This window comes from Streptococcus suis (genome assembly GCA_002831545.1).
Taxonomy (GTDB): Bacteria; Bacillota; Bacilli; order Lactobacillales; family Streptococcaceae; genus Streptococcus; species Streptococcus suis_P.
This window is the reverse complement of the sequence record CP025095.1, coordinates 607,983-625,136: the sequence shown is the minus strand read 5'-3', so window position 1 is coordinate 625,136 and position 17,154 is coordinate 607,983. Positions and strand designations below refer to the sequence as shown.

19 protein-coding genes, 1 pseudogene and 1 riboswitch are annotated in these 17,154 nt (G+C 42.9%); of the genes and pseudogenes, 3 read left to right on the top strand and 17 right to left on the bottom strand.

What is annotated here, in order from left to right; translation table 11 throughout:
* The first annotated feature begins 134 nt into the window (after positions 1-134).
* Positions 135-1,316 carry a DUF2974 domain-containing protein gene (locus tag CWM22_03220; protein AUC90990.1) on the top strand — a complete coding sequence of 394 codons (1,182 nt, stop codon included), beginning with the start codon at positions 135-137 and terminating at the stop codon, positions 1,314-1,316.
* 14 nt (positions 1,317-1,330) lie between these two features.
* Here the strand turns inward: CWM22_03220 and CWM22_03215 are convergent, their stop codons facing one another.
* From CWM22_03215 to CWM22_03175, 9 genes are all read right to left on the bottom strand, one after another.
* Positions 1,331-2,455: an aminotransferase gene (locus tag CWM22_03215; protein AUC90989.1), complete on the bottom strand. Its 1,125-nt coding sequence runs from the start codon at positions 2,453-2,455 to the stop codon at positions 1,331-1,333.
* Between the two features lie 147 nt (positions 2,456-2,602).
* Positions 2,603-3,364, bottom strand: coding sequence for a polyketide cyclase (locus CWM22_03210; GenBank protein ID AUC90988.1), 762 nt, complete (start codon positions 3,362-3,364; stop codon positions 2,603-2,605).
* 9 nt (positions 3,365-3,373) lie between these two features.
* The gene (locus CWM22_03205) at positions 3,374-4,888 is read right to left on the bottom strand and encodes a glycine/betaine ABC transporter permease (protein AUC90987.1); all 1,515 of its coding nucleotides are present in this window, start codon (positions 4,886-4,888) and stop codon (positions 3,374-3,376) included.
* Positions 4,888-5,619, bottom strand: coding sequence for a glycine/betaine ABC transporter ATP-binding protein (locus CWM22_03200; protein AUC90986.1), 732 nt, complete (start codon positions 5,617-5,619; stop codon positions 4,888-4,890). The genes CWM22_03205 and CWM22_03200 overlap by 1 nt, the downstream gene beginning before the upstream one ends.
* Entirely contained in the window at positions 5,612-6,061 is a 450-nt protein-coding gene (locus CWM22_03195; GenBank protein AUC90985.1) for a MarR family transcriptional regulator, read from the bottom strand. The genes CWM22_03200 and CWM22_03195 overlap by 8 nt, the downstream gene beginning before the upstream one ends.
* 309 nt (positions 6,062-6,370) lie before the next feature.
* Positions 6,371-6,907 carry a hypothetical protein gene (locus CWM22_03190; protein ID AUC90984.1) on the bottom strand — a complete coding sequence of 179 codons (537 nt, stop codon included), beginning with the start codon at positions 6,905-6,907 and terminating at the stop codon, positions 6,371-6,373.
* Positions 6,891-7,304, bottom strand: coding sequence for a DUF948 domain-containing protein (locus CWM22_03185; GenBank protein ID AUC90983.1), 414 nt, complete (start codon positions 7,302-7,304; stop codon positions 6,891-6,893). Before CWM22_03185 ends, CWM22_03190 begins: the two co-directional genes overlap by 17 nt.
* A 10-nt stretch (positions 7,305-7,314) precedes the next feature.
* Positions 7,315-8,118 (bottom strand): prolipoprotein diacylglyceryl transferase, encoded by an 804-nt coding sequence (locus CWM22_03180; protein ID AUC90982.1) that lies wholly within the window; start codon positions 8,116-8,118, stop codon positions 7,315-7,317.
* On the bottom strand, positions 8,093-9,025 hold the full coding sequence (locus tag CWM22_03175) for an HPr kinase/phosphorylase (GenBank protein ID AUC90981.1): 933 nt from the start codon (positions 9,023-9,025) through the stop codon (positions 8,093-8,095). Before CWM22_03175 ends, CWM22_03180 begins: the two co-directional genes overlap by 26 nt.
* A gap of 217 nt (positions 9,026-9,242) precedes the next feature.
* On the opposite strand from CWM22_03175, the gene manA reads away from it, so the two are divergent.
* A complete protein-coding gene (gene manA / locus CWM22_03170; GenBank protein AUC90980.1) occupies positions 9,243-10,184 on the top strand; it encodes a mannose-6-phosphate isomerase, class I in 942 nt (313 codons plus the stop codon).
* Here manA and CWM22_03165 read toward each other — a convergent pair.
* From CWM22_03165 to CWM22_03135, 7 genes and pseudogenes are all read right to left on the bottom strand, one after another.
* Positions 10,116-10,331, bottom strand: a pseudogene (locus CWM22_03165) (hypothetical protein). The gene manA and the pseudogene CWM22_03165 overlap by 69 nt on opposite strands.
* Before the next feature lie 61 nt (positions 10,332-10,392).
* A complete protein-coding gene (locus CWM22_03160; protein ID AUC90979.1) occupies positions 10,393-10,656 on the bottom strand; it encodes a hypothetical protein in 264 nt (87 codons plus the stop codon).
* Positions 10,646-11,407 carry a hypothetical protein gene (locus CWM22_03155; GenBank protein ID AUC90978.1) on the bottom strand — a complete coding sequence of 254 codons (762 nt, stop codon included), beginning with the start codon at positions 11,405-11,407 and terminating at the stop codon, positions 10,646-10,648. Before CWM22_03155 ends, CWM22_03160 begins: the two co-directional genes overlap by 11 nt.
* Positions 11,408-11,476: 69 nt before the next feature.
* Entirely contained in the window at positions 11,477-11,911 is a 435-nt protein-coding gene (locus tag CWM22_03150; protein ID AUC90977.1) for a SprT family protein, read from the bottom strand.
* Complete coding sequence (locus CWM22_03145; GenBank protein ID AUC92829.1) at positions 11,898-14,054, bottom strand: RNA-binding transcriptional accessory protein; 2,157 nt, start codon at positions 14,052-14,054, stop codon at positions 11,898-11,900. The genes CWM22_03150 and CWM22_03145 overlap by 14 nt, the downstream gene beginning before the upstream one ends.
* A gap of 77 nt (positions 14,055-14,131) precedes the next feature.
* Positions 14,132-14,974, bottom strand: coding sequence for an aldo/keto reductase (locus CWM22_03140; protein AUC90976.1), 843 nt, complete (start codon positions 14,972-14,974; stop codon positions 14,132-14,134).
* A 115-nt stretch (positions 14,975-15,089) separates the two neighbouring features.
* Positions 15,090-15,608, bottom strand: coding sequence for a queuosine transporter QueT (locus tag CWM22_03135; GenBank protein ID AUC90975.1), 519 nt, complete (start codon positions 15,606-15,608; stop codon positions 15,090-15,092).
* Positions 15,606-15,707: riboswitch (PreQ1 riboswitch) on the bottom strand. It overlaps the preceding gene by 3 nt.
* 28 nt (positions 15,708-15,735) lie before the next feature.
* Between CWM22_03135 and CWM22_03130 the strand changes: the two genes are divergently transcribed.
* Positions 15,736-16,173: a GtrA family protein gene (locus tag CWM22_03130; protein ID AUC90974.1), complete on the top strand. Its 438-nt coding sequence runs from the start codon at positions 15,736-15,738 to the stop codon at positions 16,171-16,173.
* A 46-nt stretch (positions 16,174-16,219) separates the two neighbouring features.
* On the opposite strand, the gene CWM22_03125 is transcribed toward CWM22_03130, so the two are convergent.
* Positions 16,220-17,143, bottom strand: a complete 924-nt coding sequence (locus CWM22_03125) for a YihY/virulence factor BrkB family protein (GenBank protein ID AUC90973.1) — start codon at positions 17,141-17,143, stop codon at positions 16,220-16,222.
* Positions 17,144-17,154: the final 11 nt, after the last annotated feature.

The following is a 17,154-nucleotide window of genomic DNA, read 5'->3' as shown; positions in this document are numbered from 1 at the left end:
CCTTTTTCATATATACTATATATTATAGCCTATAAATCACAAAATGGTCCGATTTTTCTAACAAACAATCTCAAACTAAGATTTGTCAGACCAAGCATATTTCGTTATACTAGATAAAAAAGGAAAGGACTGCTATGCCGAATTTATTGACCTATCTTGAAGAAACTCAATACGATAATTTTTATGATAAACCTATCAATAAGCTAGATATTCTGGCTCTGACCGAACTTTCCTACCTCCCTTTTGATAATCTGGTTCCCTACTCTTTTACAGAAAATGGTGTACGACTTGATCGGTTGGCAGCGACCTTTGAAGAGACCTACAAAAATAATTTCCCTCCCTTTTCTATGGTGACCAAAAACCGCCTAGCCTTACTAGGACTTCTAGCCAAATCCAAACGCTTCAAATCTATCAAGGCATTTGGCTTCGTTGACGATTATCAGTTGGAACAGGAAAAGCAGTTTTCAGCAATTAGTTATCGCATTGACCGAAAAACGATTGTGACTTGCTTCAGAGGGACTGACGACACTATTATCGGTTGGAAGGAAGATTTCCACATGACCTATATGGATGAAATTCCTGCCCAACGTTCTGCAAATGCCTATCTAGAAAAGCTGATGGCTAGTCAAAATGGAAATTTCTATATCGCTGGGCATTCAAAAGGTGGAAATTTAGCCCTTTATGCTGCCAGCCAGCAAGCTCCTGAGTTGCAAGAACGCATCCTTGCTATTTATCCTTTTGATGCACCTGGACTTCATAAAAAACATTTAGATGCCCCTGGCTACAAAAACATCCAAGACCGTATCCACCCTATCATTCCTCAAAATTCTATTGTAGGAATGATGTTGGAAACACCAGAAAATGCTCAGATTGTTCAGAGTAATACCCTCGGCATTCTACAACATATCAGTTTTTCTTGGGAGGTTGACGGAAGCGACTTCAAACTAGCCCCTGCCCTGACCAGCGATAGCCTACAAACAAACCAAGCCTTAAAAACTTGGACGGCTAGTCTAACAGACGATGAATTACGAGACTTCTTCGATTTGTTTTTCGGCATCTTCATCAAAGCAGGAATTGAACGTTTTAGCGACATCACGGTAAAGCCCCTACAGAAATTACAAGAAATTGACCGACTGAGAAAAGAAATAGCTCCAGAAGAAGCTGAAATGGTAGACAAACTCATTCGGCTCCTCTTTGATACCCGTTATCAAATCTGGAGGGACAATATTAGCACTTCCATTCCAAGCCCTGAAATCTCTCTACCAGATTGGCGGAAACTTTTCCAAAGAAATACAACTGAAAATAAAGAAAACTAGCTCAACCACCTGAGCTAGTTTTTGTTATCAAATCTTCTTAAAAATTGAGATAATTTTTCTAATCCTTTGATTAGAGTTTCTTGTTCACAGGCATAGCCCAGGCGGACATAGCCGTCACGTTCAAATCGATTGCCAGGCACTAGAAGAACACCGTATTCCTGCAGTAGTTGCAAGCAAAATTCCTCCATAGGCATATCCACAGCAATCTTGACAAAGCTGGTGGAAACAACCGCTGGACGGATATAGGAAACGAGGGGTTCTTCCTCAATCCATTGGTCCAAAATAGCTAAATTTTCTTCTAAAATGCGCCGATTTCTTTTCAAAATCTCTTTGCGAGATGCCAGAGCAAGTTGGGCCACCATGTCATCAAAGACACCTGCACAAATCATAGTGTAATCCCGATAATCTCTCAGAATATCGGTTACTTCAAGATTAGCAGCCACCCAGCCGACACGAATACCTGGCAGAGAATAGGTCTTAGAAAGACTGTTGACTGCAATACCCTTGTCATTGACTTCAATGATTGATGGAATATCCAAGTCGGAGAAGGAACGATAGACTTCATCCGATAGAATGTAAGCCCCAACTTCACTAGCAATTTCCGCCAATTCTTCCAAATAAGCCCTATCCATGACAGCGCCAGTTGGATTATTGGCATTGTTGATGCAAATCATCTTAGTGTTAGGACGAATGAGCTGACGCAGTTTTTCCAAGTCTGGCAACCAGCCATGCTCTTCCTCAATCTGCCACAAATCCACTTCCGCTCCTAAGGACTTTGGAATATCGTAGAGTTGTTGGTAGGTTGGGTAGAGAGAAATGACATGGTCCCCTGGCTCAATCAAGCTATAGAGAACCAGTAAGTTGGCCCCTGTTGCCCCATTGGTTTGGAGAATTTGTTCGGGACTGACCTGTTCGTAGAGCTGACTGACAGCTTCTTTAAATGCTGGCGAACCTTCTATCCAGCCATAGTTGAGCTTGGTGCCCTGCAATTTCTCATAAAAATCCTCAGGATTGGTGCCCGACAAAGCAAATAGTTCCTCCAAAGTCAATGAAGAAATGGACACCCCTGCTATATCATAAATCGCGCTGTTTTCATGGACATTCAGCCATTCCTCAACGCCAAAACGTGGTAATTTCATAAGACTTCCTACTTTTATTTATCCTGCTCTTATTGTACCATATTCTTTCAACAATTGTATAAATATGCGGTATATCATAAAAGGAATATTTTTAAAATTGAAAAAGCAGACTTTCTCAAACGAGACTGCCTGCTCTGCTTTTTTCCCTTAAAACTTCCCAAGATTTGTCAAGTCTTTTTTCTCTGGCATGACTTCCTTGTTGTCCCAGTGCTCGACAATCTTTCCGTCTTTGAGGCGGTAGATGTCAAAGTGGGCGTAGTCCTGACCTGCAATCCAGACTTTCGAATAAGCCACCACATAGTCACCCTGTCCCATCACCTTGAAGACAAAGTCGTAGTTAACAGCCTTATCGACCAGATAGTTTTTATAGGCCGCACCGCCTTGGGCAATCTCTTGGTTGTGCTGAATCAGGTCTGCCGCCACATAGTCGTTAAACTTCTCGATTTCCCCATTTTGAAGGACATCAACCAAGAAACGACGGACGATTTTCTTGTTGTCCTCAGTCTTGTCTAGGTCTGTCAACTCAAAGTCGGCATAAATCGGGTCTGTTTGGCCAATGGTTTTTGGATAGGCATCGATGACATCCCAATGCTCGACGATACAACCATTTTCATCTGAACGGAAAATGTCCGCCGTCACCCACTCAGCCTCACCGTCATTGAGTTTCTGGTGGACATGGACGAAGACAAAATTTCCGTCTTCAATGGCACGAACAATGGTGATTTCCCGCTTGGGATTGCGTTTGAAAAAATCCTCAAAGAAAGTCGCAAAGCCCTCTTTCTCATCAGGTACACCCGTACTGTGTTGGGTGTAAGTAGAACCCATGTAGTGCTCATGGACTTCCTTGATTTCCCCATCGCGAATGCCACGGAGATAGAGATTTTTAGCATTTTCTAGTTGATTAGTCATGATTTTCTCCTATTTTAGTAGATTTTCTTTCTTGAGGTATTCCCCCGCCACTTGCTCTGCCGACTTGCCTTCCACATCGACCGCATAGTTCATCTGAGTCATTTCCTCGGTCGATATTTTGCCCGCCAAAGCCCCAAAGACTTGCTCCAACTCGGGATATTTGTCTAAGGTTTCTTTGGTCAATAGCGGAGCAGCCTGGTAGGGAGGGAAGAGCTCTTTGTCGTCTTCCAGGATTTTCAGCTTGTAAGAAACAATCTTGCTATCCGTTGAGTAGGCATCAACTAGCTGCACATCTCCATTTTTAATAGCTTCGTAGCGAAGGGCAGGCTCCATGGTTTTGACATTGAGATTGAGCCCATAAAGATTGGTCAGACCGATATTCCCGTCCTCACGGTCATTAAACTCCAAAGAGAAGCCTGCAACAGCTGTCTGCTGCACTTTTGCCAAATCCGAAATCTTTTCAATACCATTTTTCTGAGCATAATCTTCCGTTACAGCCAAAGCATAGGTATTCTGGAAAGCCATTGGTGCTAAATACATCAGACCATCCTGCTCCAAAATCGCTTCTTTTGCGTAGGTATAAACCTCCTCAGGATTGTTGGACAGGTCAGACGGCGGACTAGTCAAAAGAGTGGTCGTAATGGTACCAGTGTACTCAGGGTAAATATCAATCGAGCCTGACTTGAGGGCTTCATAGAGGAAGCTGGTCTTGCCAAAGTTTGGCTCCAGCTCCACCTCGATATCCGTCTGGTCTTCAATCAAAAGCTTGTACATATTGATAAGAATTTCAGGCTCTGCCCCCAATTTCCCAGCGATGACTAGCTTTTTCGATGACGATTGGTTGAGCGGAACATAGCTAGCTCCGACTGCCAAAAGTGTCACTAAGAGAGCCGCTAGAATGGTACGAGGCTTCTTGTCCTGCAAGAACTTGATGACTGAGCCAAAGAGGACTGCCAAGACTGCCGACGACACCGCCCCAATCAAAATCAGGGCCGAGTCATTGCGGTCAATTCCCAAAAGGATAAAGGAGCCTAGACCGCCTGCACCGACCAAGGCAGCAAGCGTTGCCGTTCCAATAATCATAATGGACGCCGTCCGAATACCAGACATGAGAATAGGCATGGCCAGAGCCAACTGAAACTTACGCAATTTTTCTAGCTTGGTCATTCCAAAAGCCGTCGCAGCCTCTTCCAGCGAGGGATCAATTTCCGAAAGCCCCGTCAAAGTCCCCTGTAAAATGGGGAAGATGGCATAAATAACCAGGGCCACCACCGCAGGCAGCGTTCCGATACCCATAAAGGGAATGAAGAGCCCCAGAAGTGCCAAGGAGGGAATGGTCTGGAAAACGCCTGTCACCTGCAAACTCCACTCAGTCAGCTTTTTCTTGTTAGACAAGACCAAGCCCAGTGGCACCGCAATGGCAATAGCAATAATCAAGGCCAGAAGGGAAATCCGCAGGTGCTCAAAGAGGGCTGTCAGCCAGTCCGCCTTGCGTTCCAGAAAGGTTGTTACCAACTGATCCATTAGGCACCTCCCCGATTTTTCATAAATTCAACAACAAAGTCATTAGCAGGCTGGTTGCGGAGCTCATCAGGCGTGCCCAACTGGACCACTTCTCCTACCTTCATCAAGCAGATACGGTCTGCCAACTTAACCGCTTCGTCCATATCATGCGTGACGAAAACCGTTGTCATCTTGAACTCTTCATGCAAGCCTTTGATTAAGTCCTGCAACTGCCCCTTACTAATAGGGTCTAGGGCTGAGAAAGGCTCATCCATCAGCAAAACCTTGGGATTGGCAATGATCGCTCGCAGAATCCCAATCCGCTGTTTTTCTCCGCCAGACAAGTCCTTGGGCAAACGGTCCAAATAGCTGTCTGGATCCAGACCTACCTTGGTCAAGAGTTGTCTGGATTTTTTCAAGGTTTCTTCCTTGTTCAAGCCCTTCATCTCAGGAATAAGAGCGATATTTTCAGCCACTGTCATATTTGGAAATAAAGCAATCTGTTGCAGGACGTAGCCAGTTTCCAAGCGTAGCTCACGTAGGTCAAAGTCTTTCAGCCGCTTGCCCTGAATCCGAATATCTCCGTCTGTCTGCTCAATCAGGCGGTTGATCAACTTCAGCGTCGTTGTTTTTCCGCTCCCGCTTGGCCCAATCAGGACAAAGAATTCTCCCTCTTGAATGTCAAAGGTCAAATTTTTCAAGATTGGCCCGTTGACCTGACAGGTCAAGGACACATTTTGGTAATCAATCATTCGTTTCTCCTCCTAAGATTTCCGTCAGGGCCTGGCCATAGCGACCAAAGAGGTCCAGTAACTGCTCCTGTTCTTCCAAGTTGAACTGGGACAGGGCTGTTTTTTCCGCCTCTTCTAAGGGGTCCAAAATCCGACTGGCATAGACACGGCCAGCCTCGGTCAATTTGACCTTCTTATGCCGTTTGTCTGCTGGATTTTCCTCAAAAAAGACATAGCCCTTATCCAGAAATTTCTTAATAGTGGCATTGACCACTTGCTTACTAGAGTAAGTCTTCTTACTGACCAAATTCTGTGTCAAACCTCCGAGATTATAATAAAGCCACATAAGGATCGATAGGCACTTGCCGTTGAGGCTCTGCCGCCGTGCATAACCCTCGTAGAGCCCGACCTGCTGGTCAAAGATACGGGCCAAGTCCTTACTCCGCTGTCTCAATTCTGTCATCATCTTCCTCCCTATTCAGCACAATCACCTTGCCAAAAGCCTCTGGTCTACTAGTGTTCAAAACAACAACAATTTTCACAACGACTTCCTCCTGTAATCATGTTAGTCAATATTTTTTACTATTTTACCAAAAAAAGAAAAATAGTCAATCATTTTGACTATTTTGAAACGTCAACTACCTTATTATAGATTCCCGTCTTCATCCATTCAAACATATTAAATCCCTAAAATTATCTGCTTTTAATTTACACAAAACAAATGATAATCAGATAACAAAACTAGCCTAGAAAATTCTAAGCTAGTTTCATTTTATCCTTCAACTGTTTCTGAGGCAGTTTCGCTTGCTACTTCTGAAACGGTTTCTGATACCACTTCAGTTTGAACATCTTCGATATCAATTTCAATATCTTCAGACACAACTACAGCATCCTCAATATCTTCTTCTGTCAAATCCACTGTCGGAGCTTTAGCAGTTTTTGCCTTGATAGCTTCCAAAATGTCAGCCGTTGACAAGTTTTGTTCCGCAATTTTTTCCTTGATTTGCTCAAAGGTTTCCAAGGATTTTTCCTTACCAGACTTGACCAAATCTTCTACTGTCAATTCACCAGTTTCAAGTTGAGTTTTTACTTCAGTAAATCGTTCAGTCGCTTGTTTGCCTAAATCTTGTGCCTTAGTGACAAAATCAGCATTGATTTCTTCATGGTTTTCTTTATAGTCATTAGCAAAGTTTACAACTTTTTCTTTGACTGTTTTACCAGTTTTACTTGCTAGAAAGGCAGCTGCAGCAGCTCCTCCTGCTGCCCCTAACAAAAGGCTAGTCCACACGCTACTAGATTTTTTTACCATTTTTTTCTCCTTTCTTACCTAAGAGAGATGAGAGAGTTGACAGAGCTGAAAGAGCTCCGCCGGCTTTTACAGTACTTGCTCCAGCAGACTTAGCTTTAACTGTCAAATCACGCGCTGAAGCATTCAAATCAGATACAGAAGTTGACAAGTCAGCTACTGCTACAAAAAGAGGATCAAGGGTCGAAACCTTGCCATTTACATCTTCGACTAAAACATTGGTTTTAGCCAAAAGCTCGTTGGTCTGATAGAGAGTCACATTGACATCGCTGGTCAAGACCTTAAGCGTTTGCTGGGCTTCATCCGTCACCGTACCCAATTTTTTCAACAACAAAACAATATATACTGCCACCGCCGCGATCGACAAGGCAATAATCAAGACAGAAATTTCAATAATCATATCTTCTCCTTTAGGGTTGATAGAATGGAATAGAAGACTTTCTTCTCCGCAAAACAACCATGATAATACCAACGAGGATTAACACCCCAGATAGCCATTGTGAAACACGTATTCCCAAGAACATGAGGCTGTCCGTCCGCAAACCTTCTATCAAAAGGCGACCACAGCCATACCAGACTAGGTAGAAAGCCGTTATTTCTCCCTGTTTAAGGAATTTTGGCCGTCTACGTAACACACAAACCAAGCCAAAGCCTAGCAAATTCCAGAGAGACTCAAACAAGAAGGTTGGTTGACGGTAGGCACCATCAATATACATCTGGTCTCGGATAAAGGCTGGCAGGTAGTTCAAACTTTCTACTGCTTTACCATAGGCCTCTTGGTTAAAGAAATTTCCCCAACGACCAATTGCCTGAGCAATCATGACCGATGGCGCTACAATATCCAAAAAATCCAGGGTATTAATAAAGCGATACTGGGTAAAGAAATAAAGGACGATTGCACCTGTAATCAAACCACCATAGATGGCAATACCACCGTTCCAGATAGCAAAGATAGATAAAATATTATCCTTGTATTCACTCCATGAAAAGGCGACGTAGTAAATCCGTGCCCCTATGATAGAAAGCGGAAATGCGATTAGAATAAAATCTAAAATATCATCCTGACGAATTTTCTTTCGCGGACCCTCTTTTGTCGCCAGATAAACACCTAGAATCAGACCAAGCAAAATGCAGATTGCATACCAACGAATTTCTAAGGGCCCTAATTTAATTGCAATAGGATCCATATTAAGCCTCTTCTCTATTGTGTTCAATTAAATTAGACAAGCGTTCTTCGAAGATCTTCGTTGCATCAAACCCCATCTGTTTGGCACGGTAGTTCATGGCTGCTGCTTCAATTACGACAGAAATATTTCGACCGGTTTTTACAGGAATACGTATTTGTGGAATAGCAATTCCTGCTACTTCGATAGTATCGCCAGAGTTTCCCAAACGGTCAAATACCTTACCTGTTTCAAAATTTTCAAGATAGACAGCTAATTGCACTTCTGATGAATCTTTCACGGCACTAGCACCGTATAGACTCATGATGTCGATAATGCCGACTCCTCGAATCTCTAATAAGTGGCGCAGAATTTCCGCAGGTTCACCCCAGAGAGTGACATCGTCTTTTGCATAGACATCAACACGGTCATCAGCCACCAATCGGTGTCCTCGTTTAACCAACTCAAGACCAGTCTCACTCTTACCGATACCAGAATCACCCTGGATAAGCACTCCCATACCGTAAATGTCCATCAAGACACCGTGTACACTCGTCCGCTGAGCCAGGCGACTATCCAAGTAAGAAGACAATTCTCCCGATAGACGACTGGTTGCTGTCTTGCTTCGGCAGATAGCAATTTGTTGTTCTTTTGCAGCCTTGTACATCTCCTCAGGGATTTCCAAGCCACGTGCCACTATGACAACAGGGGTTTCTGGCTGGAACATCTGAGAAAGAACCTGATAGCGGTTATGGGCAGTCATGGCCATCAAATAAGACCACTCCTTCATCCCCATCAACTGGATGCGCTCTGGAGCATAGTAATCAAAATAGCCAGTCATTTCCAATCCTGGTCGGGTAATATCTGCCGTCGTAATTTGCTTTTGCAGGAGCTCTTCCGTACTGTAAGCACATTCAATCCGCAGATTATCGACCAAATCTTTCACATAAACGGTCATTTCTTCCCTCACTTTCAGTTTTATTATATTATACCATAAGCAAGGGGTTGGTGGAAAAACAAGTGGCTGATTTGGTAAAAAGAATGAGTTTCTTCCTTTTTCTCACAAAATTAGCAAAACTTCCACAGATTAAATGCACTTCTCTTCCATTGCTACATATTTTTGACAAATCTGTTATACTATATATAGATTAATACTTACTATTAAGGAGAACATCATGGAACCATTATTTCTCACACCTGTTATGCACGAAAAAATTTGGGGGGGCAATCGCTTAAGGACCAACTACCACTACGACATTCCTAGTGATAAGACTGGTGAATGCTGGGCTATTTCTGCCCATCCAAATGGCGTAACTACTGTCTCAAACGGTCAATTTAAAGGAAGAGGACTAGATGACCTCTATAAGAATGAAAAACATTTATTTGGCAATCCAACAGATGATGTCTTTCCATTATTAACAAAAATCCTTGATGCAGACGATTGGCTTAGCGTCCAAGTTCATCCCGATGATAGCTATGGCTTGGCTCACGAAGGGGAACTGGGCAAGACAGAATGTTGGTACATTTTGGAAGCCGAAGACGGATCTGAAATCATTTATGGTCACAATGCCCAATCCAAAGAAGAACTCCGTCAGCAAATCGAAGCTGGAGATTGGGACAAGCTGTTGACCCATGTACCCGTCAAAAAGGGTGATTTCTTCTTTGTACCAAGCGGCACCATGCACGCCATCGGTAAGGGAATCCTGATTTTAGAAACTCAACAATCCAGTGATACAACCTACCGTGTCTATGACTTTGACCGCCGTGACGATGCAGGCAACCTCCGTGAACTACACATTGAGAAATCGATTGATGTACTGACCATCGGACCTGTTGCTAACTCAACACCTGCCCACCTCAAAGCGGGCAATCTTGACTCGACACTTCTGGTTGCCAATCCCTTCTTTACCGTATATAAATGGAATATCCAGCAAGAAATTAAAATGGAACAGACAGTTCCTTACCTGCTTGTCAGTGTCATTGAAGGGGAAGGTGCCATCCAAGTCGGTGAAACCAGCTACCCACTTCAAAAAGGAAGCCACTTTATCTTACCAGCCAATGTGACAGACTGGACCTTTACAGGCCAAATGAACATCATCGCCAGTCATGCGAACTAATACTCTTCGAAAATCAAAATTATCCGTTGTCAACTTGCCTTGATGAGTGAAAAGCTCCAGTGGAGGTTTTCAGCCTGTTACCTTGAAATAAGATAGTAACAGAGTTCTATCTTCGACTTCGTTTCCTAGGCTACTTTTGATTTTCATTGAGTATAAGCATACAAAAAAACTTGAGCCTTTAAACTCAAGTTTTTTTGCATTATTCAAATCAAGACTTATTTATCTTTTCCGCTTCTTTTATCTTACGTGGACCTGTTCCATAGCGTTCCGCGTCTCTATCTTCCTTATAAGGTAAAAAATAAGCTGCTGCAATATAGAGAGCAATCAGAAGGAGGAAGGATTTGCCTAAGAGGAGACCTGCAATAAATATCGCGCGTGTTACCCAGGATTCCCAGCCCAATTTATGCGCTATGCCGGCAAGAACCCCTGATACTATCTTCCCCTGCCTTACTTTATACAATTCAATTGACATCTTTTATTCCTTTCACGTAAAAGCCTCCTTGACCTGTTTGTACCTTCAAGAAAAGTAAATCATTGCCAGATTTTTCAAACTGGTAGGGACTGGCTTTCTTTTTTCGGTTGACCAAAACCTGACCAGATGGTGACTCAATCTGCCCCCGAATTCCCTGGCCTTTGCCAGTTTGTAAAGTCAAGGGAGCCTGAGCTAGTTGCACATACAAGTGTTGGGGATAACCACCGCAAGTCGTCAAGCGAATATCCTGTTGTTTTTTATCCCTTGAACTGCGGATAGAAATATCTTCAAATGGTAAGTAATCCAAGCGAGCATCTGCCTGACCAAGTTCCAAATCCAGCACCGACATCCATTCCTGAGGCAAGTTGATTGTCAAACGACAGGCCAAGCTACTGTGAAAATAAAGCCCCTTTTTTTCAACATAAAGACGAGGAAGCTTATCTTCTGGTGCATCTTGATTGTAGCAAATCTCCACACTAATCTGATTATTTTTAGACTTAGCCAAAGTTAGACGTCCCTCAGATAATTTTAAAAAGAGTGATTCAATCCCTTCAAAACTATAGGATTGTTTCAATTTGGAGGAAGCAAAGACCTTAAAACTTGGCAAGGTAAAATTCAATTTTACTTTTTCTTCCACGAAAAGAAAGTCTGGTTCTTGGTTCATTTCCTTAAAACAGGCACGCGCCTCTTCCTTGGTCAAGACACCTTTTTCATATAACTCAATTAAGCGTTCTTCTCTCTTTTGCGTCATAGACTCACCTCAATTCTACTCTAGTATATCACATTTCTCCACAAAAAAATCAGCCCGAAGACTGATTCTCTATTCTTTCAAAGTAAGTTTGCCCCTACACTTCCCACATCGGTATTTTTTTAGGTCAATGCGGCGCTTGCGCTGATAGGCTTGTCCACAGGATTGACAGGTATACAGCAAGCTTGGCTTGGCAGCTTGTTCCAGTTTGGGAGCATAGCGCAGGCCGTCCACCGCAGCCAGCAATTCTTTAAAATCCCTGTCTCCATGCCGATAGCCTTTCTTCTCAAAGTAGAGATGGTAATGGCAGAGCTCGTGGCGGACAATCTTCCGAAAGACTTCTAAACCTTGCTCCTCCAAGTGCTTGGGATTGAAATCTAGGTGGCCATCTTTTGGAAAAAAGCGACCACCCGTTGACCGTAGTCGCCTATTCCAGATTGCTACATGCCGAAATTCCTTACCGAAGTCTTGCAAGGAGACTTCTTGCACATACTTATTCAGATCCATTTGGTTTCAAAAGGCTAAGACCGATTCGGTTGCGTTTGATATCCACTTCAACCACCCATACAGTAACGATTTCCCCAACGGCGAGGACTTCGCTTGGATGTGGCAAGGCTTGTTGGCGTCCATTCTTATCCCGTTTGCGTTTGACCATGCGTGAAATGTGAACCAAGCCATCTTCGTGGACACCGATATCCACAAAGGCTCCAAAGTCCACAATATTGCGGACCGTACCTTGCAATTCCTGTCCAACTACTAGGTCCTTAACATCCAAGACATCTTGACGAAGGACTGGTGCTTCAAAGTCATCCCGTAAATCACGACCTGGCTTGAGCAAGTCTGCGACGATGTCCTTCAAGGTTTCCTGACCGACACCGATTTTTTCTGCCGTATCTGCGATAGCAAGCTGCTTCAATTTTTCCTGCGCAGCCTCATCTAAGTGGTCAATCGCTAGAAGTTCTAACAGTTTTTCCACAGCCTTGTAAGACTCGGGGTGCACGCCAGTATTGTCCAAAAAGTTAATCGCATCTGGGATGCGTAAGAAACCAGCTGCCTGCTCAAAGGCCTTGTCACCCAGACGAGGCACCTTTTTGAGTTGCTGACGAGAGGTCAGGGCACCATTTTCCTCGCGGTACTTGACGATGTTCTCCGAAATTGTCTTGTTAAGACCAGCAACGTGAGCCAAAAGGGCAGGACTGGCCGTATTGACATTGACCCCGACCTGGTTGACCACCGTATCGACCACAAAATCCAGACTTTCAGACAGAGACTTCTGGTTGACATCGTGCTGGTACTGGCCGACACCGATAGACTTGGGATCGATTTTGACCAACTCAGCCAAAGGGTCTTGCAGACGGCGGGCGATGGAAATGGCAGAGCGTTTTTCCACAGGTAGGTCTGGAAACTCGTATCGCGCCAGTTCAGAAGCTGAGTAAACAGAAGCTCCGCTTTCATTGACGATGACGTAAGAAACATCAGGGAAGTCCTTGAGTAAATCAGCGACGAAAGCTTCAGACTCACGGCTGGCCGTTCCATTTCCGATAGCAATGATTTCCACCTGATATTGCCCAATCAGGTCTGCCAAGTCTTTCTTGGCCTGAGCAATTTGTCGCTGACCAGCCGGCTCCACAGGATAGATGACTTGCGTAGTCAAGAGTTTTCCAGTCTGATCTACCACTGCTAGCTTGGCCCCTGTTCGAAAGGCAGGGTCAAAACCAAGGACAACCTTGCCTTTAAGGGGAGATACAAGGAGCAGATTTCGTAGGTTTTTAGAGAAGAGTTGGATAGCCCCTTCTTCTGCTTCTTCCGTCAATTCTGTTCGAATCCGACGCTCCATAGCAGGCAAAATTTTCTTCTTGATGGCCTGCTGAATGACATCCTTAATGTAGCTATTAGACTGTGGAAAACGTAGCTCAAAGAAACGGATCATTTTATCCACATTGTGTTCAAAAGAAACCTTGAGAATGCCTAATTTCTCCCCACGATTGATGGCCAGGGTCTTATAACCCTGCATTTTTGCCACTTTCTCTGAAAAATCATAGTAGATCTGAAAGACTTCTTTCTCATCTGCTTCTTGATCTTTTAGCTCTGAAGTAAGGCTTGAATTGGTCTGCACTTCATGGTAGACCCAGGCCCGAAGTTTATTGTCTTCTGAGATCGCTTCGACCAAAATATCCACAGCCCCAGCCAAACAAGCCTGGGCAGTGTCAAAGCCCTCGCAGATAAAACCTGCAGCCTGCTCTTCCAAGTCAGCCACATTCTGTAAAATCAAGCGAGCCAGTGGGAAAAGTCCTGCCTCACGCGCCACTGTTGCCTTGGTCCGACGTTTTTCCTTATAAGGCAGGTAGAGTTCTTCCACATCTGCCAACTTTTCTGCTTCCTCGATAGCCTGACGGAGCTGGTCCGTCAATTTACCTTGTTCTTCAATCTTGGCAAGGACGGTAGCCTTACGGTCAGCAAGAGCAGTCAAAGCCTTATCCCGATCGATGATAGACTTGATGACCACCTCGTCCAAATTCCCCGTCACGTCCTTCCGATAGCGAGCAATAAAGGGAATGGTATTGCCTTCAGCTGTCAAAGAGAGAACCGTATCAATCTGTCTTAAACTAACGCCCAATTCCTGAGCAATTTTCAAATATTTTTCTTCCATAGCTACTATTATAACATGAAAGCGGTAGGTTGGAGATGACAAAAGAGTATGCTGCAGTGACAACATACTCTTTTATATTAAAATTCTGCCAAATCAGGATCCAACTGACCTTTTACTCCTTCTAGTTTATCCAACTTTGCAACTGCTGTCGGACTAATAGCCAAGCCATCAATTTCCAAATTCGCCTTAATATTTTCTGGACTAGTTGATTTCGGGAGAGGGAGAAAGCCTTTATCTAAAGACCAAGCCAATGCTAACTGGGCAACACTACAACCAGCTTCTTTAGCCAAATCGGCTGCTTCTTGGCTTTGGAAAAGGCTTCCTGTACCAAATGGGCTATAGGCCTCCAAGAGAATCCCTTTGGCTTTGCAGTAAGCAACTAATTCTGACTGAAGAGTTCCTGGAGCTAACATAATCTGATTAGCCATCGGGATAATCTCAGCTGTTTCCAGCAAAGCTTCTAGATGGTGTTCCATAAAGTTAGAAACTCCAATTACTTTCACTTTTCCAGCACGATAGAGCTCTTCTAATGCCTTCCAAACCTGGGCATTTCGTTTTTTCCAGCCAATGCTGTCGCGAATAGCCTTGGGATTTGGCCAATGGATCAGTAACAAATCCAGATAATCCACCTGAAGTTTTTGCATGGATTCTTCTACTGAAGCAAGGGTATCTTCATAGCCAATCTTATCATTCCAAACCTTAGTTGTTAAAAAAATGTCCTCACGAGCTAGGCCACTATCAGCTATAGCTCGACCAACACTAGCTTCATTGCCATAGATTTGAGCAGTATCAATATGGCGATAACCAGCTTCCAATGCATAAGAAACCGCACCGTACGCCACTTCACCATCGGGTATCTGCCAAGTTCCAAAACCAATTTTAGGAACAGTTACACCATTTGAAAACGTATATCTTGTCATAAAAGACCTCCTATTTCTTCTATCCCCAGTATAAACTAAATTGTCAATCAATACAAAATAATGCGACCTAAAAATAAAAGACACCCGAAAGTGTCTGCTCACATTTATTGTATACTTACTTTTCAAAATTTATTTTCTTGGATAGTTTATCGATAACAACAGCTCCAACTAATAGAGAAAGCAATTCTCCTGCTGCTGTTGTCAACCAAGTTAGAAAGAATGGTAAATCATATAAGACTTTTAATTCTAAAGCAATGGTAAACATAGTTGCCGCAAAAAAGAATGAGAAATAAAAGAAAGCCTTGTTAAATAATCCACTGAATAGATAGTCCTTCTTGTATTTTTCAAACAGAATAACTCCCAACGTAACGAAGATTAATGTCGAGAATCCACCCACAAAGAGGTCAATCACACCAAAACCAATCAAGTTGGAAATCATGCAGCCAATGGTCACAGCGATAATATACTTACGATTATAAAAAGCCAAGAAATTGAGCATTTCAGACAAACGAAACTGAACAGCCCCGAAGGAAATAGCATTCAATGGCGGCGTCAAGGTAAGCGCGACATAAATCGCCGCGACAAGAGCAATTTCTGCCATATCTCTGGCAGTCCATTTATTAGATGTATTCATAAAATTCTCCTTTAGCGAAAAAGCTTAAAATATGCTTGGGTAAAGTGAGCAAGCCCCAAGGGTCATTGAAAATTCAACAACGTTGATTAGTATAGCATATTTTTTCTAAAAATGATAGACTAGTCCTATGAAAAAACTATTTTATCAACTCATCAATAACGAAGTTATTCTCTATTTGATTGCAGGTGTGGCAGCAACCCTTGTTTATATGATTACCCGTATGGGACTCTTTCTGTTCATCCCATCCATTCTGCTAGTAACTCTTTTAGCCAATGCAGTAGCTATCCTCTTTGCCTTTTGGACCAACGACCGTTTCGTTTTCAAACAAGCCAGAGAGGGTTGGCCTCAGCGATTGGTCAAGTTTGTATCTGCCCGCATCGCGACCTTGGTCATGGATATGGCTCTAGCCTATTTATTAGTACAAGCCTACCCACAATTGATTGGGCAGTTTGTCAACCATGATTTGACACTTGTCAACGCCATTTCCACTCTCTTCTCTCAAGTCTTGGTCATTGTGGTCAACTATTTCTTGAGCAAACTCTTTATCTTTAAAAATACGAAATGAGGCTCCAACGGAACCTCATTTTTATATATAGCTTGATTTTCCTGCTTCATTCTTTATCTATCGCTGTAAATCTTGCCTTTAGCCTATTCAAGATAGAAACAATATCCCCATCTCTAGCATGAAACTCTTCTACCTGCATACTTTGAACCGTAGCATTAATCATTGCACCAATGATGAGTACTTGAGCCATAAAAATGAACCAAAGCATAAAAACAAGAAAGACGACAGCTGTTACTATTCTAAAATCCAGCAACTTATTAGCATAATTATCAACATAAATCGAAAATAACTTTCCAATAGAAGTCATCGTCAACAGAACAAACAAGGTTCCTGGAAAAACATATCGAACTTTTTTTATCCGAACATTTGGCAAAAAGAAATAAAGCATAACCAAGGCGGCAAACAGAGCCATTAAACCTACTAACTGTGTTTGACTAAGAAGCCCCTTCAGCCAGGCGTCTTCAATAGGAACCAGCTTATTAATATAAGAAAAAACTGCCTGCCCGAAAGTCAAAAGCGTAATACTTAAGAGGATAATTACCTGCAGACCAATTCCTAAAAATATGCCAATCAAGTGCCCAATAATAAAATCACGGTGTTCATTGATGCCATAAGCCTTATTAAAGGCCTTCTGCAAAATAGTCATACTACGTGACAGGGTCCAAAGAGTTGTCAGAATTGAAATCCCTAACCATGATGACGACGGCTTTGTTAATACAGAAGTGATAAAAGATGAAACCGAAGGATAGAGCTTGTCTGGCACAAATTCAGCTACAACCGATAAAATCATATCCACATCAAATGGATAATATGGCAGTAAATTCGCAAGAGTTAGAAGAATAGGGAAAATAGAAATTAACAAATAGTAAGCTACTGCAACACTTGTTACATCGCTATCAGCAGAACGATAAAAAGAAAAGAAGGTTGAGCAGAATGTTTTCAAACCTTCAACTATTCTGGTTTTCTTCATTCTCTCCTCCT

Bases quoted from the DNA above. Each gene is read 5' to 3' on its own strand.
- CWM22_03150 (AUC90977.1), bottom strand. From the start codon at position 11,911: ATGGATCTGAATAAGTATGTGCAAGAAGTCTCCTTGCAAGACTTCGGT.
- CWM22_03130 (AUC90974.1), top strand. From the start codon at position 15,736: ATGAAAAAACTATTTTATCAACTCATCAATAACGAAGTTATTCTCTAT.
- manA (AUC90980.1), top strand. From the start codon at position 9,243: ATGGAACCATTATTTCTCACACCTGTTATGCACGAAAAAATTTGGGGG.
- CWM22_03205 (AUC90987.1), bottom strand. From the start codon at position 4,888: ATGGATCAGTTGGTAACAACCTTTCTGGAACGCAAGGCGGACTGGCTG.
- CWM22_03200 (AUC90986.1), bottom strand. From the start codon at position 5,619: ATGATTGATTACCAAAATGTGTCCTTGACCTGTCAGGTCAACGGGCCA.
- CWM22_03215 (AUC90989.1), bottom strand. From the start codon at position 2,455: ATGAAATTACCACGTTTTGGCGTTGAGGAATGGCTGAATGTCCATGAA.
- CWM22_03190 (AUC90984.1), bottom strand. From the start codon at position 6,907: ATGGTAAAAAAATCTAGTAGCGTGTGGACTAGCCTTTTGTTAGGGGCA.
- CWM22_03210 (AUC90988.1), bottom strand. From the start codon at position 3,364: ATGACTAATCAACTAGAAAATGCTAAAAATCTCTATCTCCGTGGCATT.
- CWM22_03220 (AUC90990.1), top strand. From the start codon at position 135: ATGCCGAATTTATTGACCTATCTTGAAGAAACTCAATACGATAATTTT.
- CWM22_03175 (AUC90981.1), bottom strand. From the start codon at position 9,025: ATGACCGTTTATGTGAAAGATTTGGTCGATAATCTGCGGATTGAATGT.
- CWM22_03185 (AUC90983.1), bottom strand. From the start codon at position 7,304: ATGATTATTGAAATTTCTGTCTTGATTATTGCCTTGTCGATCGCGGCG.
- CWM22_03195 (AUC90985.1), bottom strand. From the start codon at position 6,061: ATGACAGAATTGAGACAGCGGAGTAAGGACTTGGCCCGTATCTTTGAC.
- CWM22_03125 (AUC90973.1), bottom strand. From the start codon at position 17,143: ATGAAGAAAACCAGAATAGTTGAAGGTTTGAAAACATTCTGCTCAACC.
- CWM22_03155 (AUC90978.1), bottom strand. From the start codon at position 11,407: ATGACGCAAAAGAGAGAAGAACGCTTAATTGAGTTATATGAAAAAGGT.
- CWM22_03145 (AUC92829.1), bottom strand. From the start codon at position 14,054: ATGGAAGAAAAATATTTGAAAATTGCTCAGGAATTGGGCGTTAGTTTA.
- CWM22_03135 (AUC90975.1), bottom strand. From the start codon at position 15,608: ATGAATACATCTAATAAATGGACTGCCAGAGATATGGCAGAAATTGCT.
- CWM22_03160 (AUC90979.1), bottom strand. From the start codon at position 10,656: ATGTCAATTGAATTGTATAAAGTAAGGCAGGGGAAGATAGTATCAGGG.
- CWM22_03140 (AUC90976.1), bottom strand. From the start codon at position 14,974: ATGACAAGATATACGTTTTCAAATGGTGTAACTGTTCCTAAAATTGGT.